Source organism: Domibacillus sp. F004 (assembly GCF_057814295.1).
In genome coordinates this window covers 173773-195831 of the sequence record NZ_JBVATB010000003.1, presented here as the reverse complement: position 1 = coordinate 195831, position 22059 = coordinate 173773, and the positions used below count along the sequence as shown (strand labels likewise).

Below are 22059 nucleotides of genomic sequence, written 5' to 3'. Positions count from 1 at the left end.
ATGGAAAACATGAATTTTACCGTAGCGGAAGAAGGAAATGGAAGCAGAATTGATAAACTGGCTGCGGCACAGGATGAGCAGTTTTCACGGACACAAGTACAGGATTGGTTAAAAGAAGGACGTGTACTCGTTAATGGTAAGCCTGTAAAAGCGAATTATAAAGCTGTCGTTGGTGATGAAGTAGTGATTCACATTCCGGAACCAGAAGAATTAAAAATTGAAGCAGAAGACTTACAGCTTGATGTATATTATGAGGATGCAGATGTTATTGTTGTGAATAAACCGAGCGGTATGGTCGTTCATCCGGCACCGGGCCATGTGAGCGGTACACTTGTGAATGGGTTAATGTTCCATTGTAAAGATCTTTCAGGAATTAATGGGGTTATGCGCCCTGGGATTGTCCATCGGATCGATAAAGATACGTCAGGGTTGTTAATGGTCGCCAAAAACGATATGGCACATGAAAAGCTTGTCAATCAGCTCGTTGAAAAATCCGTCACAAGAAAATATAAAGCAGTTGTACACGGTGTAATACCACATGATTTTGGTACAATTGAGGCACCAATTGGACGCGATCCAAAAGATCGCCAAAAAATGACGGTCGTTGATAATGGAAAATCTGCGGTCACTCATTTTCATGTAATCGAGCGCTTTGCCGAATTCACACTCGTTGAATGTGAACTTGAAACAGGACGTACGCATCAAATTCGCGTACATATGAAATATATTGGTTTCCCCTTAGCAGGCGATCCAAAATATGGACCGAAAAAAACGCTTGACCTTAACGGACAGGCGCTTCATGCGGGCATTCTTGGATTTGTTCATCCGCGTACAGATGAATACATGGAGTTTGAAGCACCTGCTCCAAAGGAGTTTGATGACCTTCTTCTGCAATTGAAGAAAAACATTTGACAATCTGCGCTCTTATCGTTAAACTAAATGCAGTTGAATAAGAACCTTTAAGAACAGTCCGGAGAGGCTGAGAAGGGATCGGATGAAATGCGGCAAGTGTAATTTGTAATCCCGCATATGTAGGATCAGTATGCCTTCTCACCATAACGGGTAGGGAGGCTTTTTTTGTGGAAAAAGCAGTTGTGCTTGATCAGCAGGCGATTCATAGGGCGCTGACGAGAATTGCACATGAGATCATTGAGCGAAATAAGGGCATTGATAATTGTGTATTAATCGGAATTAAAACGAGAGGCATTTATGTCGCACAGCGGCTGGCAGAACGTATTTTTCAAATAGAGGGACTGCACATTCCTGTTGGAGAGCTCGATATTACATTATATCGCGATGACTTGACACATGAAATGAAAAATCACGATCCAGAAATAAAAGGATCAGACATTTCGGTTGATATTAATGGTAAAACCGTTATTCTAGCTGATGATGTGCTTTATACGGGACGGACCGTTCGAGCGGCGATGGATGCGATTATGGACATCGGAAGGCCCTCACATATTCAAATGGCAGCACTTGTTGATAGGGGTCATCGGGAATTGCCGATTCGGGCTGATTACATCGGTAAAAATATCCCGACAGCTAAAAGTGAGCGTATTGTCGTTACACTTGAAGAAATAGATGAGTTCGATCGGATTAGTATATATGAATAAAGATGAATGTTAAATGAAAGTCCTGAGAGGCTTTATGAACATTGACAACCTTTTAAAAGTGCACGAGAGGCATTTAAGGGTGAAATCGTTCTGCGCGTTTGTGCAGTACAGCTTCGTTATGCTGTAAAGACGAAAAACACCCCGTTCTTGAGGGTGTTTTTTTCATGAAAACGGAGGCGAAAATTGATGGTAAAAAATATAGTTTCAATTAGAGATATGAATAAAGATGAAATTTTGTTAATATTAATGCAGGCGCAGAAATTTGCGGAAGGCGAAGTATGGTCGCCGAATAATAAAATATTTGTCGCAAATTTGTTTTTTGAGGCGAGTACGAGAACGAAAACAAGTTTTGAAATGGCAGAACGAAAAATAGGATTGGATATCATACCATTTGATGTTGGAAGTTCGAGCGTCTTAAAAGGTGAGACACTGTATGATACAGTGCGCACAATGGAAGCAATTGGTGTGAATGCAGTAGTTATTCGCCACGAAGAAGATGCATATTATGATGAACTTATTGGTCGTCTTGACATTCCAGTTATTAACGCAGGCGACGGTTGCGGACAGCATCCGACACAATGTTTACTTGACCTACTCACTATTCAACAGGAATTTTCTTCGTTTGAAGGCTTAAAAATTGGCATTGTCGGCGATATTCGGCATAGTCGGGTTGCCCGTTCAAATGCAGAAGCATTGCAAAGACTTGGTGCAGATGTAAAGTTTTCAGGACCACCGGAATGGTTTGAAGAGGAGTTTATGAATTCAGGCGGATATGTTGAAATTGATGAACTTATCGAACAGGTGGATGTTCTTATGCTTCTGCGCATTCAGCATGAACGGCACCAAGTGGCGTCTGTAATGACGAAAGAAGAATATCACGTTCACTTCGGATTAACGGAAGAGCGGGAACAGCGCATGAAAAAAGGGAGTATTATTATGCACCCAGCACCGGTAAACCGTGACGTAGAAATTGCCGACAGTTTGGTTGAGTGCGAACGATCACGTATATTTAAACAGATGGAGAACGGGGTATATGTACGCATGGCCGTATTAAAAGAGGTACTTGAAGGGAGATTGTCAAATGAGCTGGTTAATTAAAAATGGACAAATCTTAAATGAAAATGGTGAATTAGTGAGTGCGGATATTCGTATTCAAGCTGGTAAAATTGCTGAAATCGGCACGGCTCTTGCAGCATCTAATGAAGAAGTGATTGATGCAGGCGGCAGCCTGGTTGCACCGGGTCTCGTTGATCTGCATGTTCACTTGCGGGAACCGGGCGGTGAGCATAAAGAAACGATCGATTCAGGCACAATGGCCGCAGCGAAAGGCGGATTTACGACAATTGCCGCTATGCCAAATACACGTCCTGTACCTGATACAAAAGAAAACCTTCAAAAAGTAAACAGCTTAATTAATGAAAAAGCGCACGTTCGCGTATTGCCCTATGCATCGATTACAATCCGCCAAGCTGGAAAAGAACTGGTCGATTTCCCCTCATTAAAAGAAAACGGCGCATTTGCGTATACGGATGATGGCGTAGGTGTTCAAGAGGCCGGCATGATGCATGCAGCGATGAAAAAGGCAGCAGCGATCGACATGGCAATTGTTGCCCACTGCGAAGATAACAGTTTAATTTATGGCGGTGTCGTTCACGAAGGAGAGTATTCAAAACGTGAAAGCATTCCAGGTATTCCCGCCATCTGTGAATCTGTACAGATTGCTCGTGATGTACTGCTTGCTGAAGCAGCAAATTGTCACTATCATGTCTGTCATGTCAGCACGAAAGAATCGGTCCGTGTTATTCGTGATGCGAAAAAAGCCGGTATTCATGTGACAGGAGAAGTATCACCGCATCATCTTGTGCTAACAGACCTTGATATTCCAGAGCAAGACCCGAATTTTAAGATGAATCCACCGCTGCGCTCGTCCGCAGATAAAGAGGCGTTAATTGAAGGGTTGCTCGATGGGACAATCGATTTCATCGCAACGGATCACGCACCGCATACAGCGGAAGAAAAAGCAGCCGGGATCCAAAAAGCGCCATTCGGTATTACTGGATTTGAAACAGCATTTCCGCTTCTATATACAGAGCTTGTACAAAAAAATGTGATGACATTAAAACAACTCGTTGATTGGATGACGATCAAACCAGCTGAAACATTTAAATTGCCGTTTGGCCGTTTAGAAGAAGGGGTTGTAGCAGATATTACCGTTATTGACCTTGAAACAGAAAAGGAAGTCGATCCAGCAACGTTTTTATCTAAAGGGAAAAACACGCCATTTACAGGCCGCAAATTAACTGGATGGCCGAAAGCAACATTTTTTGAAGGAAATCTTGTATGGCAGGAAGGAATGAAACAATCATGAAAAAACAACTGATTTTAGAAGATGGAACGGTATTTACAGGTGAAGGATTTGGAAGTAACAAAGATGTTACAGGTGAAGTTGTCTTTACGACGGGAATGACAGGCTATCAGGAAACACTATCTGATCCATCGTTTTGCGGACAGATTGTTACATTTACGTATCCTTTAATCGGAAATTATGGCATAAACCGTGATGATTTTGAAACGATTCAACCGGCTGTGAAAGCACTTGTTGTAAAAGAAGCAGCAGATTTTCCATCTAACTTCAGGAGCGAGTTTTCAATTGATGAATATTTAAAAATGAAAGACATTCCAGCTATTTCTGGCATTGATACACGTAAATTAACACGTATTATTCGTCAATATGGTGCGTTAAAAGGCACTATTGTTTCTGCGGAGGCAAATGCAGCAGAAGTGGTTCACCGTCTGCAAGCAACCGTATTGTCGACAGACCAGGTGGCACAGGTATCAACAAAATCTGCTTATCCTAGCCCGGGCCGCGGATTCCGCGTTGTAGTCATTGATTATGGTATGAAGCACGGTATTTTACGCGAGCTAAATAATCGTAACTGTGATGTTATTGTTGTGCCCCACGATATAACAGGTGAGCGAATTATGCAATTCAAACCAGATGGCATTATGCTCACAAATGGACCAGGGGACCCGAAAGAGGTACCATATGCGATTGAAACGGTTAAATATTTAATCGGAAAAGTGCCGATTTTTGGTATTTGTCTCGGTCATCAGCTTTTTGCACTTGCATCAGGCGCGGATACATTTAAGATGAAATTCGGCCACCGTGGAGCAAATCATCCAGTTAAAGATTTGGAAACAGGAAGAACAGCTCTTACATCACAAAACCATGGCTATTCGGTAAATGAAGAAACGATTAAAAATACAGATTTGAAAGTAACACATCTTGCATTGAACGATGGAACAGTAGAAGGACTTGCTCATAAAATCCATCCAGCGTTCACGGTTCAATATCATCCAGAAGCATCACCGGGACCGGAAGACGATAATATATTATTCGACCGTTTTATTGATATGATGAAAAAGAACGTTGCAAAGGAGAAACAAAATGCCTAAACGCACAGATATTAAAAGTATACTTGTTATTGGCTCCGGACCGATTGTGATCGGCCAAGCAGCAGAGTTTGATTACGCAGGAACGCAGGCCTGCCTTGCGTTAAAAGAGGAAGGATATCGAGTTATTCTTGTTAACTCAAATCCAGCAACGATTATGACAGATGCAGAAATTGCAGATGCTGTCTATATTGAACCAATCACGCTTGAATTTGTAAGCCGTATTATTCAAAAGGAACGTCCAGACGCAATTTTGCCGACACTTGGCGGACAGACAGGTTTGAACATGGCAGTTGAATTGGCGAATGCAGGTGTGCTTGAAGAGTATAGGGTAGAAGTACTTGGGACGAAACTGTCTGCGATTGAACAAGCTGAAGACCGAGACCTATTCCGTAACTTAATGAATGATTTGAAAGAGCCAGTACCAGATAGTGATATCATTCATAATTTAGAAGAAGCATATGTATTCGTTGAACGTGTCGGCTATCCCGTAATCGTGCGCCCTGCTTATACACTGGGCGGTACAGGCGGCGGAATTTGCGAGAATGAAGAAGAACTAATTGAAATTGTTACAAGCGGATTGAAACATAGTCCTGTAACGCAATGTCTTCTTGAAAAAAGCATAGCCGGCTTTAAAGAAATTGAATATGAAGTGATGCGTGACTCAAATGATAATGCGATCGTTGTATGTAATATGGAAAACATCGATCCAGTCGGCGTGCACACAGGCGATTCAATCGTTGTAGCACCAAGCCAAACATTGACGGACCGTGAATATCAAATGCTTCGCAACACGTCTTTGAAAATCATTCGCGCGCTCGGTATTGAAGGCGGCTGTAACGTACAGCTAGCACTTGATCCATATAGTTTCCAGTATTACATTATTGAAGTAAATCCTCGTGTAAGCCGTTCATCTGCTCTTGCGTCAAAAGCAACAGGTTATCCGATTGCGAAACTTGCTGCAAAAATAGCGGTTGGATTGACACTTGACGAAATGATGAATCCTGTTACAGGAAAAACGTACGCATGTTTTGAGCCTGCACTTGATTACATCGTATCGAAAATTCCACGCTGGCCATTTGATAAATTTGAAAACGCAAACCGGACACTAGGCACGCAAATGAAAGCAACAGGCGAAGTCATGGCGATCGGCCGTACGTTTGAAGAATCCATGTTGAAAGCGGTACGTTCACTTGAAAGCGGCGTTTTTCACCTCGGACTTGATGAACTTGCGGATAAAGAAGATGCTTTTATTGAAAAACGTATTCGTAAAGCAGGCGATGAGCGTTTGTTCTATCTTGGTGAAGCACTGCGCCGCGGCATTACAATTGAAACGATTAATGAGTGGAGCCAGATTGACCTGTTTTTCTTGAAAAAGTTCGAAAACATCGTTCGTTTTGAAAAAGAGGTAGAAAACAATCCGTTTGATGCCGTTGTTGCCAAAAAAGCGAAAGAACTCGGATTTGCAGACAAAACAATCGCAAAAATGTGGGCGAAAACAGATAAAGAAATTTACGACTGGCGCAAAGAAAACGGCATCGTTCCTGTGTTCAAAACGGTTGATACGTGTGCTGCTGAATTTGAATCCGAAACACCATACTACTACGGTACGTATGAAGAAGAAAACGAATCAATCGTAACAGATCGCAAATCCGTTGTCGTTCTTGGTTCAGGTCCAATTCGAATTGGCCAAGGTGTCGAGTTTGATTATGCGACTGTTCACTCTGTATGGGCGTTAAAAGAAGCGGGTTACGAGGCAATTATTGTGAATAACAACCCAGAAACGGTCTCAACAGACTTCAGTATTTCCGATAAGCTATACTTTGAACCGCTCACGATTGAAGATGTGATGCATATTATTGATCATGAAAAACCGGAAGGCGTTATCGTACAATTCGGCGGACAAACAGCGATCAATCTTGCTGATAAACTCGTTGAACATGGCGTGAAAATTCTTGGTACGAGCCTAGAAGACGTAGACCGTGCTGAAAACCGTGATAAATTTGAGCAAGCATTACAGGAACTTGATGTGCGGCAGCCACTCGGTAAAACGGCGTTCTCTGTTGAGACAGCGGTTGAAATTGCAAACCACATTGGTTATCCGGTTCTTGTCCGTCCATCTTATGTACTCGGTGGACGCGCAATGGAAATCGTTTATAAAGAAGCAGAACTTCTTCAATACATGACAAATGCAGTGAAAATCAATCCAGAACATCCAGTATTGATTGACCGTTATTTAACAGGGCAGGAAATTGAAGTTGATGCGATTTCGGACGGTATAGATGTTGTTATTCCAGGTATTATGGAGCACATTGAGCGCGCTGGTGTTCATTCAGGTGACTCGATTGCCGTTTATCCACCGCAAAAGTTAACAGAAGATCAAAAAGCACAAATCATTGATTACACAGTGAGACTCGCGAAGGGCTTAAATATTATCGGTCTATTGAATATTCAGTACGTCATCTCTAAAGGCGATATATTCGTTATTGAGGTGAATCCGCGCTCAAGCCGTACTGTTCCATTCTTGAGTAAAATTACCAATGTTCCAATGGCGAATGTTGCTACAAAAGCCATTATGGGACAAACATTGAAAGAAATGGGCTACGAGACAGGTCTTATACCTGAAAAAGAAGGCGTTTATGTGAAAGTACCGGTTTTCTCCTTTGCTAAATTGCGCCGTGTAGATACAACACTCGGTCCTGAAATGAAATCAACAGGTGAAGTAATGGGGAAAGATGCTACACTTGAAAAAGCATTGTATAAAGGGCTTGTGGCATCCGGTATGAAAATTCCGGTAAAAGGCGCTGTTCTGTTAACTGTAGCGGATAAAGATAAAGAGGAAGCACTAGTACTTGCAAAACGCTTCTACAATATTGGTTTTCAAGTGCTTGCGACATACGGTACAGCGAACTTCTTACGCGAATCTGGTATACCGGTTGAAACGGTATCGAAAATTGGTGCAAAAGGTCCGGATATGCTTGATTTAATTCGCAGCGGACAGGTACAATTTATTATTAATACGCTCACAAAAGGCAAACAGCCAGCACGTGACGGATTCCGTATTCGCCGCGAAACAGTTGAAAATGGTATCCCATGCTTAACATCACTGGATACAGCTGATGCCATCTTACAAGTACTTGAATCGATGATCTTTAACGCGGAAGCAATGCCAAAACCGGCATTGGAGGCGGCTCATTTATGATTCAAAAAGAGTTGATGACCGTAACAAACCAAACGGAAATCGCCCATAATATTTATGAAATGACATTGCATGGTACACTTGTTAATCAAATGAACGAACCAGGTCAATTCGTTCATTTGAAAGCAGGTGAGGAAATGATCCCGCTCTTGCGCCGCCCAATCAGCATCGCCCGTATTGAACAGGAAAAACAGGAATTTACGATGATTTACCGGGCAGAAGGAGCAGGCACGACTGCACTGGCGAAAAAACGTACGGGTGACTTTGTTGACGTACTCGGTCCACTCGGTCATGGTTTTCCAGTTGAGGAAGCACAACCAGGGCAAACAGCGCTTTTAATTGGCGGCGGGATCGGCGTGCCACCTCTATATGAATTGTCGCGCCGTTTAAATGCCAATGGTGTCAAAACCATTCATGTACTTGGTTTTCAAAATAAAGAAGCAGCGTTTTATACAGAGCAATTTTTATCACTTGGGGATACGTATGTGTCCACAGTAGACGGTTCACTTGGTGAGCAAGGATTTGTCACAGATGTGGTAAACAATCACGAGTTAAAAGCGGATATTTTTTATACATGTGGTCCAACCGTCATGTTAAAAGCAGTTGAACAGCTTCATGCAGCCCCTCGCGGTTATATTTCGCTTGAAGAACGTATGGGCTGCGGGATCGGTGCTTGCTTCGCTTGCGTCTGCCATCCAAAGGAAGATGAATCAGGCACTGCATATTTCAAAGTTTGCAGTGATGGTCCAGTATTTCCAGCAGGGGAGGTAGCGCTTTGAGCAGATTAAATATTGAACTTCCCGGTCTTTCGTTAAAAAATCCGGTTATGCCGGCATCAGGTTGCTTTGGATTCGGCCGTGAATTTAGCCAGCTGTACGATTTAAGTACGCTTGGAGCAATTATGATTAAAGCGACAACAGAAGAACCACGCTACGGAAATGCAACACCGCGTGTCGCAGAAACACCAGCCGGCATGCTTAATGCAATTGGTCTTCAAAATCCCGGTCTTGAAAAAGTTATTGCAAATGAACTTGAATGGTTGAAACAATTTGACGTTCCGATTATTGCGAACGTAGCGGGATCCCAAACGGAAGATTATGTACAAGTGGCAAAAGAAATTTCCAAAGTGGATAACGTTCATGCACTGGAATTAAATATTTCTTGTCCCAATGTCAAAACAGGCGGTATCGCCTTTGGTACCATTCCGGAAACAGCGAAAGAGCTGACGAAGCGTGTAAAAGAAGTATCGGCTGTGCCCGTTTACGTGAAGCTTTCGCCAAACGTCACGAATATTGTTGAAATGGCGAAAGCCGTAGAAGATGGCGGTGCAGATGGTATTACGATGATTAATACATTAATCGGTATGCGCATTGATTTAAAAACAGCACGCCCAGTATTATCAAATCGTACAGGCGGCTTATCCGGTCCTGCGGTAAAACCGGTCGCTGTTCGGATGGTGTATGAAGTAAGTCAAAATACAAATTTGTCAATTATTGGCATGGGCGGCATTTCAAGTGTAGAAGACATTATTGAATTTTATTTTGCAGGTGCAGATGCAATTGCAGTTGGCACCGCAAACTTTGTTAATCCGTTTATATGCCAGGAATTAATTGAGCAGTTAGATCAGTATTTAGAAGCACATAACGTGGATCATATTAGCGAACTGAAGGGACGGAGCTGGAAGTAATGGAGAAAGAACCAATTATTGCACTAGACTTCCCTTCATGGGAGCAAACTGAACAATTTCTTGCTCCATTTGATCAGGAAAAGCTTTATGTAAAAGTCGGCATGGAGCTTTATTTACAAAATGGTCCGTTTATTATTGAACGATTAAAAGAAATGAATCATCGTATTTTCCTTGATTTGAAGCTGCATGATATTCCAAATACAGTGCGTCAGGCGATGAAAGGACTCGCATCACTCGGTGTGGACATGATTAACGTTCATGCAGCAGGCGGTGTTCAAATGATGGCGGCAGCTCGTGCGGGCCTGGACGAAGGGGCAACTAACGGCAAACGTCCCATTTTGCTGGCGGTGACACAATTAACTTCTACATCGGAAGAAGCTATGCAAGCTGATCAGTTAATTTCTGTCCGGCTCCATGAGTCCGTGCTTCATTACGCGAAAAAAGCGAAGGAAGCAGAGTGTGACGGTGTCGTATGTTCGGTTCTTGAAGCATCAGCCATCCGCGATGCGTGCGGTGAACAATTTTATAAAGTAACACCGGGTATCCGTTTAAAAGATGGACTAGCGAATGACCAGCAGCGTATTGCTGATCCAAGAGAAGCACGCGAAATCGGTTCGACTATGATCGTTGTAGGTCGTCCGATTACGAAAGCAGCCGATCCAGTCGCTGCCTATCATCATGTAAAAGCACTGTGGGGGGGACAATCTTAAAATGAAAAAAGAAATTGCAGAAGAATTATTGAAAATCCGTGCGGTTTATTTGCAGCCAAACGATCCATTTACGTGGTCTTCCGGCATGAAATCACCCATTTATTGCGATAATCGCTTAACTTTATCTTATCCGGAAACGCGTCAAAAAATCGCTAAAGGATTAGCAGAATTAATTAAAACAAACTATCCAGAAGCTGAAATCCTTGCTGGAACAGCGACCGCTGGTATCCCCCATGCTGCATGGGTATCAGATGTGTTAAACTTGCCAATGTGTTACGTCCGCTCAAAAGCGAAAGAACATGGAAAAGGCAACCAAATTGAAGGTAAAATTGCAGAAGGTGCGAAAGTTGTCGTTATTGAAGACTTAATTTCAACAGGTGGCAGTGCCATTACAGCAGCAGAAGCGTTGCGTGAAGCAGGCTGTCATGTCCTTGGTGTTGCGGCAATCTTTACATATGGGTTGCCGAAAGGAGATTCTCGCCTTTCAGAAGCCCAACTACAAGCAGTCGCGCTAAGCGACTATGATGCATTAATTGAAGTTGCAGCAGAAAAAGAATATGTAGAAGCTAGCGACATCGAAACGTTGAAACAATGGAAACAAAACCCTGATGCATGGGGAAGGAAATAAAATAAAACGAAATGAAAGGAACTTTCCAATATAGAGTGGAAAGTTCCTTTCATTTTATTTCTTCATTTCCATCACTTTGCCTTCGTCAGGGGTTACGTAAACTGTGTGCTGATGATCGTAAATAACGAAGCCAGGCTTAGCACCAGATGGTTTTTTAACGTGGCGCACTTTCGTGTAATCGACTGGTACGGAAGAGGAATCTTTTGCTTTGCTGTAATAGGCGGCAATGATTGCGGCTTCTAAAATAGTTTCCTCTGACGGCTCGGCTGATTGGATAACGATGTGGGAGCCAGGAATGTCTTTCGTATGAAGCCATATGTCATCACGTCTTGCCACTTTATTTGTTAAATAATCGTTTTGACGATTATTTTTGCCAGCGTGAATGGGCGTACCGTCAGATGATACATATTCTTCAATCACTGGTTTTTCTGCTTTCTTTTTCTTTTTCATATGACGTGCTTTAATATAACCCTCTTCGACGAGCTCTTCACGAATTTCTTCTATATCCCGCGGTGATGCGGATTCAAGCTGTTGCAATAAAACTTCAAAGTAGTGAATTTCATCATTTGTTTTCGCAATCTGTTCCTGAACGATGATGAGCGCATTTTTTGCTTTTTGATAGCGTGAAAAGTATTTTTGTGCGTTGTCAGCAGGATTTTTGCGTGGATCAAGCGGGATCGTTATCATAGAACCTGCTTCATCATAATAATTGAGTACTTGTATTTCACTCATGCCTTTTTTTACTGCATACAAGTTTGCTGTTAACAGCTCACCAAGACGCTGATATTCACCAGCATTTTCTGCTTCTTCAAGAGTTCGTTTGAGTTTGTGTATTTTTGAACGGTTTTTTTGAAGTTCGTTGCTGATTAAACGCTCGAGGTCATTTCCTTGCTGGCGGACACGATCGCGTTCTGCTTTGCCGAAATAATAACGGTCCAAGAGCATAGATAAGGTATCAAATTTCGTACGTTCCCCTTTTAAATGGGACAAGTCAATCATATAAAAATAGGTTTTATCCCCACTATCAATCATAACAGGCGTATATTTTTTTTCAAAAATCGGTTTCATTGTTTTAACAAAAGCATCGGGAATCGTTTCCCGATTGGCAAGACCCGCACATGCAGCCACTTCATTGCTAATAAGCGGCGATAACCCTTCAAATGAAGCGACGAGCTGTTTTCCAATTTTACCGGTATTAAAATCAATAGACTGCAAGATTGTCTCTGCATCAGCAGTAAGAGGATTTTTTTTGTTTTGAGCTGGCGGGTTTACATAAAGTGAACCTGGCAAAATGGTTCGGTAGCTGTTTTGGGCTGGTGGTATATGCTTAATACTGTCAATCATCGTTCCTTTTTCTTTATCAACGAGAATAATGTTGCTATGACGGCCCATTATTTCAACATACAGCTGTTTGTATGAAATATCGCCAATTTCATTTTTCCCTTTAAACTCAAACATAATGGTCCGGTCAAGCCCGTTTTGCTGGATGTTTTCTAAAATGGCTCCGTCTAAATGTTTCCGCATCATAACGCAAAAAAGCGGTGGTTCAGATGGATTGTCTTGTACCATATCTGTCAATTGCACTCGTGCGTAAGACGGATGAGCAGATAGCAAAAGTTTGTTGTTTTTTCCACGCGCCCGAATAACCATAATTATTTCATTTTTATAAGGCTGGTGAATTTTATTGACGCGTCCGCCTTGAAGCGCTTCATTTAATTCTTCTACCATTGCCTTCGTAAATAATCCATCAAATGCCATAAGTCATACTCCCTTTTCAAACGAACATATTTATCCATCATATCATGGAATAGATGAATACGTAAATTTGCAGTTTGCTTATTTTTTAAGCGATAATGGGAGAAAATATGATATAATACATCAAGTATGCAAGAACGGAGAAGAATAACAAAGGGGAATGTGGGCGATGCAGTTAATCAATATTGGTTTCGGGAGTGTTGTCTCGGGGGAGAGGATTGTGGCAATCGTCAGCCCGGAATCGGCACCGATCAAACGGCTTGTTCAAGATTCACGTGAACGGGGAAATCTTGTCGATGCAACATTTGGCCGTAGAACGCGTGCAGTTATTATTACAGATAGCAATCATATTGTTTTATCAGCCGTTCAGCCAGAAACAGTGGCGAACCGGGCTGTTTTGAAAGATGAGGATGCGGAGGAAGGAATGTGAAAGACGTGAAAGAAAAAGGTTTGCTAATCGTATTGTCCGGACCATCAGGTGTCGGCAAAGGGACAGTGCGAAAAGCAATTTTTTCAAGGGACGATCTAAAGTTTGAATACTCGATTTCGATGACAACACGCAAGCCGCGTGAAGGAGAAGTGGATGGGATCGATTACTTTTTTAAATCCCGTGAGGAATTTGAACAGCTGATCGCCGCTGGAAAGCTGCTGGAATATGCAGAATTTGTCGGCAATTATTATGGAACGCCAGTTGATTATGTGCGTGCCACACTTGATGCAGGAACTGATATCTTTCTCGAAATTGAAGTGGAAGGTGCTCGTCAGGTGAGAGAAAAGTTTCCAGAAGGACTGTTTATTTTTCTTGCACCGCCAAGTCTTTCCGAACTGCACAGCCGAATCATTAATCGCGGTACAGAGACAGATGCTGTGATTCGCGGCCGTATGGAACAGGCGAGAAAAGAAATTGAAATGATGAGTTTATATGACTACGTCGTCGAAAACGATGAAGTTGAGCAGGCGTGCCGCCGTATCCAATCAATTATTGAAGCGGAACATTGCCGCCGTGAACGTGTGCAGCACCGCTATCAAATTATGCTAGAAGGTGAAAATTAATGTTATATCCATCCATTGATAACTTATTGACGAAAATTGATTCAAAATACTCGCTTGTTAGTGTTGCCGCTAAACGTGCGCGTTATATGCAGGAAAACAAAGGATCAGGAGTGCTGTCTTCATATAAATCACATAAATTCGTTGGCAAAGCGCTTGAAGAAATTTATGCTGATGAACTTGTAATGAAAAAGAAAAATGCGAATGAAACGTATTCAGACGAAGTATAAAGTGAATCTTCCATCAGCAGGGGTCTATATCATCTCCCCGCTAAATAAAAAGGAACTCGAGTAAAAAGTGCTGCAGCCTGCGGCAAGACATGAGTGACCGGTTTCAGACCGGTCCCGGAAACCATCGGCTTGTTTAGGCAGTTATTCTTTATTGATTTTTTTACGTCTTGAAGTGAGGCTTACTGCTTGTTAATCTGTGATAAATAATGAACAAATGTAAAAGGGCGGCTTATACCGGCCTTTTCTTTTTTATAAGAATGATTCCGACGGAGGGGTACATGGTATGAATGGAAAACATATTTTACTTTGCGTCAGTGGTGGTATAGCTGTTTATAAAGCGGCCGCCCTTACAAGTAAGTTGAAACAGGCGGGTGCTGAGGTGAAAGTTGTCATGACTGAATCAGCGCAGCAATTTGTCACAGTGAATACGTTTCAAGCGCTGTCTGGCCAGCCTGTTTATACGGACACATTTGACGAAAAAGACCCGGCAAAAATTGCGCACATTGATATTGCTGACTGGGCAGATCTTGTAATCGTCGCTCCGGCCACAGCTAATATGATCGCAAAAATGGCTAATGGCATCGGTGATGACATGGTTTCGACTGTTTTACTTGCTGCTACAGCCCCACGATGGATCGCCCCAGCAATGAATGTTCACATGTATGCTCATCCAGCCGTACAAAATAATATGAATACACTTAAATCATATGGTTATCGATTTATTGAACCGGGTGAAGGGTATCTTGCATGTGGCTATACAGGAAAAGGGCGTCTGGAAGAACCGGAAATTATTGCAGCGCTCGTTTCAGATTATTTTTCAGAAAAGCAGTATAAACCGCTTGCTGGAAAAAAAGTCATCGTCACAGCAGGACCGACTCGTGAAGCAGTAGATCCGGTTCGTTTTTTCACTAACCGATCAACTGGTAAAATGGGCTATGCAGTCGCTGAAGCAGCACGTGACTTCGGCGCGGATGTGGAACTTATTTCCGGTCCAGTCAACCTTGAATCGCCTTTAGGAATTTCCATTACCTATGTTGAAAGTGCAGATGAGATGTTCCAAGCGGTCATGTCATTGTATGAGGAAGCAGACATCGTCGTGAAAACGGCAGCCGTTGCCGATTATCGGCCGAAACGTGTCCATGATCATAAAATGAAGAAACAAGACGGTGAATTATCAATGCAACTTGAGCGGACGATTGATATTTTAAAAACACTCGGTGAACAAAAAAAACATCAGTTTTTAATTGGATTTGCAGCCGAAACGAACGATATTAAGATGTATGCCAGACGAAAGCTGCAATCTAAAAATGCCGATATGATTGTGGCAAACAATGTAAAGCAGGCAGGTGCAGGATTCGGAGGCGATACAAATATTATTACTATTTTTCACCGTGATGGGTCACATAAAGAATTCGAGATGATGTCAAAAAAGGAAGCGGCCGTTCAACTTTTAACAGAAGCAATTGAGCAAATGGGTGATAGACAATGAAAATAGCATCTGTCATTGTCGATGTGGCTGTTATGCAGACAGATCGCCCATTTGACTATGCAATTCCGGAACGATGGCAGGAAGTCATTCAACCCGGTATGCGTGTCATCGTGCCTTTTGGTCCGCGTCACGTGCAAGGATTCGTCCTTGAGATAAAAGAAAACACAGAGATCCGCAAGTTAAAACCCATCGTAGAGCCAATGGATATTGTCCCTGTATTAAGCGAAGAATTAATGAGTCTGGCCCACTGGTTAACAATCGAATCGCTCTGTTATAAAATATCTGCTCTTCACGTTATGTTGCCAGCAGCGATGAAAGCGAAATACTCAAAAATAATCCGTCTGATAGAAGAGAAGCCTATTCAACCAGAACTGGCTTCCTTATTTAAAGGCCGCACGGAAATTCCATGGGAAGAAGTATGTAATACTGATGTACTGACTGATATTCGAAAAGAAGTGAAAAACGGCTCGATAGAAGTTATCTATTCGGTTAAAAGCAAAGGACGTAAAAAAACGGTCCGTATGGTGAGGTGCTTATTGTCAGAAGAGGCACTGGCTGAAACAGTTGAAGTGATAGCCAAAAATGCGGTTAAACAAAAGGAAGCACTACTCGCCTTTTCAGGACGAAAAGGCGGCTGGCTGACGTTAAAAGAAACGGGTATGTCATCTGCAACAGCGAAATCACTGATTGGAAAAGGGTGGATAGAAGAAAAGCAGGAAGAAATGTATCGCGATCCATATAGTGGAAGGCATTTTGAGCCAGATCAGCCACTCGAATTAACAGAAAATCAACAGGAAGCAATCGCACCGATTCTAGCCACAATAAACGAGGGTATAACAGAGACATTTTTGCTTCATGGGGTAACGGGAAGCGGGAAAACAGAAATTTATTTGCAATCGATTAGCCGAGTCATTGAAAAAGGGCAGGAAGCTATTGTGCTAGTACCAGAAATTTCTTTGACACCGCAAATGACGGAGCGATTTAAGAGCCGATTTGGAAATGATGTTGCGGTGCTTCACAGTGGTCTATCCATTGGAGAAAAGTATGATGAATGGAGGAAAATTAGCCGGAAAGAAGTGAAAGTCGTCGTCGGTGCACGATCGGCTGTTTTTGCGCCATTTGAAAATATAGGGCTTATTATCATTGATGAAGAGCACGAAACGAGCTATAAACAGGAAGAGAATCCCCGTTACCATGCACGTGATGTAGCGATTTGGCGGGCTGCTTACTATAATTGTCCGGTTATTTTAGGGAGTGCAACACCATCAATGGAATCATTCGCTCGGGCAAAAAAAGGTGTATATACACTTTTAACGCTCGATAGTCGTGTCAATGACCGTCCACTGCCCAGCGTTAATATTATCGATATGAGAGAAGAACTGCGTGAAGGAAACCGGTCGATGTTTTCTCGTACACTTTTTGATAAAATAAAAGATCGACTTGAAAAAGGAGAACAAACCGTTTTGTTTTTGAATAAACGCGGCTATTCATCCTTTATCATGTGTCGTGATTGCGGGTATGTGGCCGGTTGTCCGCATTGTGATGTATCGATGACATATCACCGGCACCGTCATCAGTTAAAGTGTCATTACTGTGGCTATGAAGAGCAGGCACCGAGTCTGTGCCCCGAATGCAGTAGTGAGCATATCCGCCATTTTGGCACTGGTACGCAAAAGGTCGAGGAAGAATTGTTGAAGCTCTTACCTGAGGCGCGTATTATCCGTATGGACGTTGATACAACAGGAACGAAAGGAGCACATGAAAGGTTGCTTCGTCAGTTTGGTAATAAACAAGCTGATATATTACTGGGAACGCAAATGATTGCAAAAGGACTCGATTTTCCTGATATTACGCTTGTCGGTGTATTGAGCGCTGATACGATGCTTCATTTGCCTGATTTTCGTTCATCGGAAAAAACTTTTCAGCTGTTAACACAAGTGAGTGGACGCGCCGGTCGGCATCAATTGCCAGGCGAAGTAGTTATTCAGACGTATACGCCGGAGCATTACAGCATTCAACTTGCTGCGGAACAAAATTATGAATCGTTTTATCAGCAGGAAATGACGATGCGGAAAATGGGTGGTTATCCGCCATTTTATTATTTAACACTTATTAATGTAAGTCATAAAGAAGCAATTGAAGCATCCAGTGCTGCAAATAAAATTGTTGCGAAAATAAAACCATCACTTTCACCTGCTGCTGTCATTCTTGGGCCAGTTGCATCGCCAATCGCGCGGATCAACGATAGATATCGTTGGCAATGTTTGATAAAATACAAACGTGAACCAAAGTTAAAAACCGTTTTAAAAGAAGTGCTTGACTATTATGCTAAACAAGGAAAATCGAACGGACTCTTAGTGTCTATTGATATACATCCATATATGTTAATGTAGAAAAGAGGAAATATATGACGTTATTGAAAATTATTGAACATCCTTCCGTTATTTTAGAAACAAAATGCCGTCCAGTGACTCAATTTGACAGCAAGCTAAAACGTCTCATACGGGATATGCAAGAGACAATGATTGAAGCGGATGGCGTGGGCCTTGCTGCACCACAAATCGGACAAGATATCCGTCTAGCTATTGTAGATATTGAGGATGAGCATGGATTAATTGTGTTAATTAATCCAGAACTGATAGAAGCATCGGGCGAGCAAACGGATATTGAAGGGTGCTTAAGTTTTCCAGAATTATACGGTGAAGTAAGCCGCCCAAAGGTCATTAAAATAAAAGCGAAAAATGTAAAAGGACGTTCGTATACATTGCAAGCAACAGGCTTTTTAGCTCGGGCAATATTGCATGAAATGGATCATCTTGATGGTGTTTTATTTACATCGAAAGTAATAAAATACATTCCAGCAGAAGAATTGGAAAGGGTGGATTCTTAATGACGAAAATTATATTTATGGGCACCCCCCAATTCTCTGTTCCGGTTCTCGATCAACTAGTCGCAGACGGGTATGATGTTCTTGCTGTGGTTACACAGCCGGACAGACCTGTTGGCCGTAAAAAAGTGATGACACCGCCGCCGGTAAAAGAGGCAGCCATTGCACATAATTTGCTTGTTTTACAACCGGAAAAATTGTCGAAGTCTGATGAACTATACGAAATTATTGATCTGAAACCGGATTTAGTTGTCACGGCTGCATACGGGCAGCTTTTGCCAAATGAACTACTGGAGGCACCGAAATATGGCTGTATTAATGTTCATGCATCGCTGCTGCCAGAATTGCGTGGAGGAGCCCCCATTCATTATTCACTGTTACAAGGGAAAAAAGAAACAGGCATTACGATTATGTATATGGCTGAAAAGTTAGATGCCGGTGATATCATTAGTCAGTCGGTCATTCCAATTGATGAAGCAGATCATACGGGGATATTGCACGATAAATTAAGTGAAATAGGGGCAGCGCTGTTATCTGAAACGATTCCAGCTATTTTATCAGGAACAGCCAGCCGTACGCCGCAGGACGAATCAAAAGCGACATTTGCACCAAATATACGCCGTGCGGATGAAAAAATGGATTGGAACCGGCCGGGTGAAGAGCTGTATAATCAAGTGCGCGGTCTTCATCCATGGCCAGTTGCCTACACGACGCTTGATGGCAATGTTGTGAAAATATGGAAAGTAACAAAAGAAACCGGATCGTCAGCACCCGGTGAAGTAATAGCTATCGACGAAGATAGTTTTATTGTATCCACTGGATCGAATACGGCTCTTAAAATTATGGAATTACAGCCTGCTGGGAAAAAGCGGATGAGTGCACGTGATTATTTACGCGGTTCAGGTTCTACATTAAAAGTCGGTATGAGGTTTGGAGAATAACATGGGAATAATGAATGTACGTGAAACGGCGCTTGAATTAATTGATACAGTTGAAAAAAGCGGTTCATACAGTAATTTAATGTTAAACAGTGCGATTGAAAAGAACAGCATGTCTGGACGAGATGCTGCATTGTTGACAGAAATCATGTATGGCACGATTCAGAGGAAATTAACACTTGACTTTTACCTAGCACCCTTTTTGAAAAAAAAGCCGGAGCGGTGGGTAAACAATTTACTCCGTTTATCTCTTTATCAAATGGTCTATCTTAATAAAGTACCAGAACGGGCTGTTATTCATGAAGCGGTGAATATTGCAAAAAAGCGTGGTCATAAAGGAATTGCTGGTATGGTTAACGGCGTGCTCCGTTCCATTCAACGTGAAGGTATACGGGATACGAAATCTATTCAAGATGATGCTGAACGTATTTCTGTTGAAACGAGTCATCCTCTTTGGCTCGTGAAACGATGGATTGATGCATACGGAGCCGAAAAAACAGAAGCCATGTGCCAGCATAATTTAACCGCGCCTAATCAGACGATCCGTGTAAATGAAATGAAGGTCACGCGTCATGAGGTGATTGAAAAACTGCAAGAAGAAGGTTTTGAAGCATCGCCTTCTGACGTGTCACCATATGCCGTGCGGATTGCGCAAGGGAATGCGGCAAGATCGTCGTTATATAAAGAAGGCTTCATCTCTATTCAAGATGAAAGCTCTATGCTTGTAGCGCCCGTTTTAGGTGCATTGCCCGGGCAGCGTGTTCTTGATATGTGTGCGGCACCAGGCGGGAAGACGGCTCATATATCAGAGTTAATGAACGGAGAAGGACATATTGATGCGCTGGATATTCACGCTCATAAATTAAAACTTGTCAAACAAAACGCGGAACGTCTTTCGCTGTCAAACATTCATGTTCAGAAACAGGATGCGAGAAAAGCCGGGGAGATTTTTGAAAAAGAAACATTTGATGCAATTCTTGTGGATGCACCGTGCTCCGGACTAGGTGTCATACGTCGAAAACCGGATTTGAAATATGCCAAAACGGAAAAAGATCTAGAAAATTTGCAGGTGATTCAAGTGAATATTTTAGAGGCAGCGGCTTCGTTAGTAAAAGAAAATGGGGTAATTGTTTACAGCACATGTACGGTAGATAAAGAAGAAAATGAAGGAACGGTTACAGCATTTTTAGCTGCTCATCCAGAATTTCAGCCAGAGCCCCTTGAACATATTTCTATACAACCGAAAGTGACGATGCTGCAAGTATTTCCAGACGATTTTGGCGGAGACGGATTTTTCATTAGTAAATTTAGAAAGAAGGCAAAACATACATGACCGCAATAAAGAAAAAACAAACAGACGAGCCGAAGCCAAAGCCATCCATTTATTCATTGGAACTTCAAGAACTGAAAGACTGGCTTTTAGAGAACGGAGAAAAACCTTTCCGTGCTGAGCAAATTTTTGACTGGCTATATATAAAAAGAGCAGTATCAGTAGAAGATATGACAAACCTATCAAAAGAATTGCGTGAGAAATTAGATCAGTCTTTTTTATTTACGGCATTAAAAACAGCGATCCAGCAAGAATCAGCTGACGGGACGATTAAATTTTTATTTGAATTGCACGATGGTTATTCAATCGAAACGGTGTTAATGCGTCATGATTATGGCAACTCTGTTTGTGTGACAACACAGGTAGGCTGCCGCATTGGCTGCACATTTTGCGCATCGACGTTAGGCGGATTAAAACGAAACCTGGAAGCGGGTGAAATTGTCGCCCAAGTGGTAAAAGTGCAGCAGGCACTTGATGAAGTTGGAGAACGTGTCAGCTCTGTCGTCATTATGGGGATTGGGGAACCATTTGATAATTATGAGGAAATGATGTCATTTTTGCATATCATTAACCATGAAAAAGGCTTAAATATCGGTGCCCGCCACATTACTGTATCAACAAGCGGTATCGTTCCGAAAATTTACAAATTTGCGGATGAAAAAACACAAATTAATTTTGCTGTATCCCTCCATGCGTCAAATGATGAATTGCGCACAAAGTTAATGCCCATTAACCGGGCATATAAACTAAAGGATTTAATGGAAGCTATTCGTTACTATACGGAAAAAACAGGACGCCGAATTAGCTTTGAATATGGTTTATTCGGTGGTGAAAATGACTCGGTTGCCCATGCAGAAGAACTAGCAGCGCTTATTAAAGGAATTAAGTGCCATGTTAATTTAATTCCAGTTAATTATGTGCTCGAACGTGATTATGTTCGCACACCGCGTAATAAAATTTTTGAATTTGAAAAAATATTAAAACAGAAGGGTGTTAACGTAACGATCCGCCGTGAGCAAGGAACGGATATTGATGCGGCATGCGGACAGCTCCGCGCGAAAGAGCGTGCCGGCGAAACGAGGTGATC

The 22059-nt window shown here is 42.2% G+C and carries 20 protein-coding genes; 19 read left to right on the top strand and 1 reads right to left on the bottom strand.

Features of this window, described 5'->3' with window-relative positions; genetic code table 11:
* The 10 genes from ACZYRN_RS09545 (at nt 1) to pyrE (ending at nt 11293) form a co-directional block, all read left to right on the top strand.
* On the top strand, nt 1-912 hold the full coding sequence (locus ACZYRN_RS09545) for an RluA family pseudouridine synthase (protein ID WP_488911322.1): 912 nt from the start codon (nt 1-3) through the stop codon (nt 910-912).
* A gap of 167 nt (nt 913-1079) precedes the next feature.
* A complete protein-coding gene (pyrR, locus tag ACZYRN_RS09540) occupies nt 1080-1616 on the top strand; it encodes a bifunctional pyr operon transcriptional regulator/uracil phosphoribosyltransferase PyrR (protein WP_488911321.1) in 537 nt (178 codons plus the stop codon).
* A gap of 186 nt (nt 1617-1802) precedes the next feature.
* Nucleotides 1803-2714, top strand: a complete 912-nt coding sequence (locus ACZYRN_RS09535; RefSeq protein WP_488911320.1) for an aspartate carbamoyltransferase catalytic subunit — start codon at nt 1803-1805, stop codon at nt 2712-2714.
* Nucleotides 2698-3984 carry a dihydroorotase gene (pyrC, locus tag ACZYRN_RS09530; RefSeq protein ID WP_488911319.1) on the top strand — a complete coding sequence of 429 codons (1287 nt, stop codon included), beginning with the start codon at nt 2698-2700 and terminating at the stop codon, nt 3982-3984. Before ACZYRN_RS09535 ends, pyrC begins: the two co-directional genes overlap by 17 nt.
* Nucleotides 3981-5072, top strand: a complete 1092-nt coding sequence (locus ACZYRN_RS09525; protein ID WP_488911744.1) for a carbamoyl phosphate synthase small subunit — start codon at nt 3981-3983, stop codon at nt 5070-5072. The genes pyrC and ACZYRN_RS09525 overlap by 4 nt, the downstream gene beginning before the upstream one ends.
* On the top strand, nt 5065-8271 hold the full coding sequence (gene carB / locus ACZYRN_RS09520; protein ID WP_488911318.1) for a carbamoyl-phosphate synthase large subunit: 3207 nt from the start codon (nt 5065-5067) through the stop codon (nt 8269-8271). The genes ACZYRN_RS09525 and carB overlap by 8 nt, the downstream gene beginning before the upstream one ends.
* Nucleotides 8268-9047, top strand: coding sequence for a dihydroorotate dehydrogenase electron transfer subunit (locus ACZYRN_RS09515; RefSeq protein WP_488911317.1), 780 nt, complete (start codon nt 8268-8270; stop codon nt 9045-9047). The genes carB and ACZYRN_RS09515 overlap by 4 nt, the downstream gene beginning before the upstream one ends.
* Complete coding sequence (locus tag ACZYRN_RS09510) at nt 9044-9955, top strand: dihydroorotate dehydrogenase (RefSeq protein WP_488911316.1); 912 nt, start codon at nt 9044-9046, stop codon at nt 9953-9955. The genes ACZYRN_RS09515 and ACZYRN_RS09510 overlap by 4 nt, the downstream gene beginning before the upstream one ends.
* The gene (gene pyrF / locus ACZYRN_RS09505) at nt 9955-10665 is read left to right on the top strand and encodes an orotidine-5'-phosphate decarboxylase (RefSeq protein WP_488911314.1); all 711 of its coding nucleotides are present in this window, start codon (nt 9955-9957) and stop codon (nt 10663-10665) included. Before ACZYRN_RS09510 ends, pyrF begins: the two co-directional genes overlap by 1 nt.
* Before the next feature lies 1 nt (nt 10666).
* Complete coding sequence (gene pyrE / locus ACZYRN_RS09500) at nt 10667-11293, top strand: orotate phosphoribosyltransferase (protein WP_488911312.1); 627 nt, start codon at nt 10667-10669, stop codon at nt 11291-11293.
* Nucleotides 11294-11347: 54 nt separating this feature from the next.
* Here pyrE and ACZYRN_RS09495 read toward each other — a convergent pair whose 3' ends face one another.
* Nucleotides 11348-13051, bottom strand: a complete 1704-nt coding sequence (locus tag ACZYRN_RS09495; RefSeq protein WP_488911310.1) for an Rqc2 family fibronectin-binding protein — start codon at nt 13049-13051, stop codon at nt 11348-11350.
* A gap of 157 nt (nt 13052-13208) precedes the next feature.
* Between ACZYRN_RS09495 and remA the strand changes: the two genes are divergently transcribed.
* The 9 genes from remA (at nt 13209) to rlmN (ending at nt 22057) form a co-directional block, all read left to right on the top strand.
* Nucleotides 13209-13478, top strand: coding sequence for an extracellular matrix/biofilm regulator RemA (remA, locus tag ACZYRN_RS09490; protein WP_488911309.1), 270 nt, complete (start codon nt 13209-13211; stop codon nt 13476-13478).
* Nucleotides 13479-13483: 5 nt separating this feature from the next.
* The gene (gmk, locus tag ACZYRN_RS09485) at nt 13484-14101 is read left to right on the top strand and encodes a guanylate kinase (protein ID WP_488911743.1); all 618 of its coding nucleotides are present in this window, start codon (nt 13484-13486) and stop codon (nt 14099-14101) included.
* Nucleotides 14101-14328 (top strand): DNA-directed RNA polymerase subunit omega, encoded by a 228-nt coding sequence (rpoZ, locus tag ACZYRN_RS09480; protein WP_488911308.1) that lies wholly within the window; start codon nt 14101-14103, stop codon nt 14326-14328. The genes gmk and rpoZ overlap by 1 nt, the downstream gene beginning before the upstream one ends.
* Nucleotides 14329-14611: 283 nt before the next feature.
* Nucleotides 14612-15817: a bifunctional phosphopantothenoylcysteine decarboxylase/phosphopantothenate--cysteine ligase CoaBC gene (gene coaBC, locus ACZYRN_RS09475; RefSeq protein WP_488911307.1), complete on the top strand. Its 1206-nt coding sequence runs from the start codon at nt 14612-14614 to the stop codon at nt 15815-15817.
* Nucleotides 15814-18210: a primosomal protein N' gene (gene priA / locus ACZYRN_RS09470; RefSeq protein ID WP_488911306.1), complete on the top strand. Its 2397-nt coding sequence runs from the start codon at nt 15814-15816 to the stop codon at nt 18208-18210. The genes coaBC and priA overlap by 4 nt, the downstream gene beginning before the upstream one ends.
* A gap of 14 nt (nt 18211-18224) precedes the next feature.
* Entirely contained in the window at nt 18225-18707 is a 483-nt protein-coding gene (gene def / locus ACZYRN_RS09465; RefSeq protein ID WP_488911305.1) for a peptide deformylase, read from the top strand.
* Entirely contained in the window at nt 18707-19645 is a 939-nt protein-coding gene (gene fmt, locus ACZYRN_RS09460; RefSeq protein WP_488911304.1) for a methionyl-tRNA formyltransferase, read from the top strand. The genes def and fmt overlap by 1 nt, the downstream gene beginning before the upstream one ends.
* A 1-nt stretch (nt 19646) precedes the next feature.
* Entirely contained in the window at nt 19647-20975 is a 1329-nt protein-coding gene (gene rsmB / locus ACZYRN_RS09455) for a 16S rRNA (cytosine(967)-C(5))-methyltransferase RsmB (RefSeq protein ID WP_488911303.1), read from the top strand.
* Nucleotides 20972-22057 carry a dual-specificity RNA methyltransferase RlmN gene (rlmN, locus tag ACZYRN_RS09450; RefSeq protein WP_488911302.1) on the top strand — a complete coding sequence of 362 codons (1086 nt, stop codon included), beginning with the start codon at nt 20972-20974 and terminating at the stop codon, nt 22055-22057. Before rsmB ends, rlmN begins: the two co-directional genes overlap by 4 nt.
* Nucleotides 22058-22059 lie beyond the last annotated feature (2 nt).

Coding starts and splice junctions, on each gene's coding strand:
- ACZYRN_RS09495 (WP_488911310.1), bottom strand. CDS start 13,051: ATGGCATTTGATGGATTATTTACGAAGGCAATGGTAGAAGAATTAAAT.
- carB (WP_488911318.1), top strand. CDS start 5,065: ATGCCTAAACGCACAGATATTAAAAGTATACTTGTTATTGGCTCCGGA.
- remA (WP_488911309.1), top strand. CDS start 13,209: ATGTGGGCGATGCAGTTAATCAATATTGGTTTCGGGAGTGTTGTCTCG.
- fmt (WP_488911304.1), top strand. CDS start 18,707: ATGACGAAAATTATATTTATGGGCACCCCCCAATTCTCTGTTCCGGTT.
- coaBC (WP_488911307.1), top strand. CDS start 14,612: ATGAATGGAAAACATATTTTACTTTGCGTCAGTGGTGGTATAGCTGTT.
- pyrF (WP_488911314.1), top strand. CDS start 9,955: ATGGAGAAAGAACCAATTATTGCACTAGACTTCCCTTCATGGGAGCAA.
- pyrC (WP_488911319.1), top strand. CDS start 2,698: ATGAGCTGGTTAATTAAAAATGGACAAATCTTAAATGAAAATGGTGAA.
- pyrE (WP_488911312.1), top strand. CDS start 10,667: ATGAAAAAAGAAATTGCAGAAGAATTATTGAAAATCCGTGCGGTTTAT.
- ACZYRN_RS09545 (WP_488911322.1), top strand. CDS start 1: ATGGAAAACATGAATTTTACCGTAGCGGAAGAAGGAAATGGAAGCAGA.
- rsmB (WP_488911303.1), top strand. CDS start 19,647: ATGGGAATAATGAATGTACGTGAAACGGCGCTTGAATTAATTGATACA.
- def (WP_488911305.1), top strand. CDS start 18,225: ATGACGTTATTGAAAATTATTGAACATCCTTCCGTTATTTTAGAAACA.
- ACZYRN_RS09525 (WP_488911744.1), top strand. CDS start 3,981: ATGAAAAAACAACTGATTTTAGAAGATGGAACGGTATTTACAGGTGAA.
- ACZYRN_RS09535 (WP_488911320.1), top strand. CDS start 1,803: ATGGTAAAAAATATAGTTTCAATTAGAGATATGAATAAAGATGAAATT.
- rlmN (WP_488911302.1), top strand. CDS start 20,972: ATGACCGCAATAAAGAAAAAACAAACAGACGAGCCGAAGCCAAAGCCA.
- ACZYRN_RS09515 (WP_488911317.1), top strand. CDS start 8,268: ATGATTCAAAAAGAGTTGATGACCGTAACAAACCAAACGGAAATCGCC.
- priA (WP_488911306.1), top strand. CDS start 15,814: ATGAAAATAGCATCTGTCATTGTCGATGTGGCTGTTATGCAGACAGAT.
- rpoZ (WP_488911308.1), top strand. CDS start 14,101: ATGTTATATCCATCCATTGATAACTTATTGACGAAAATTGATTCAAAA.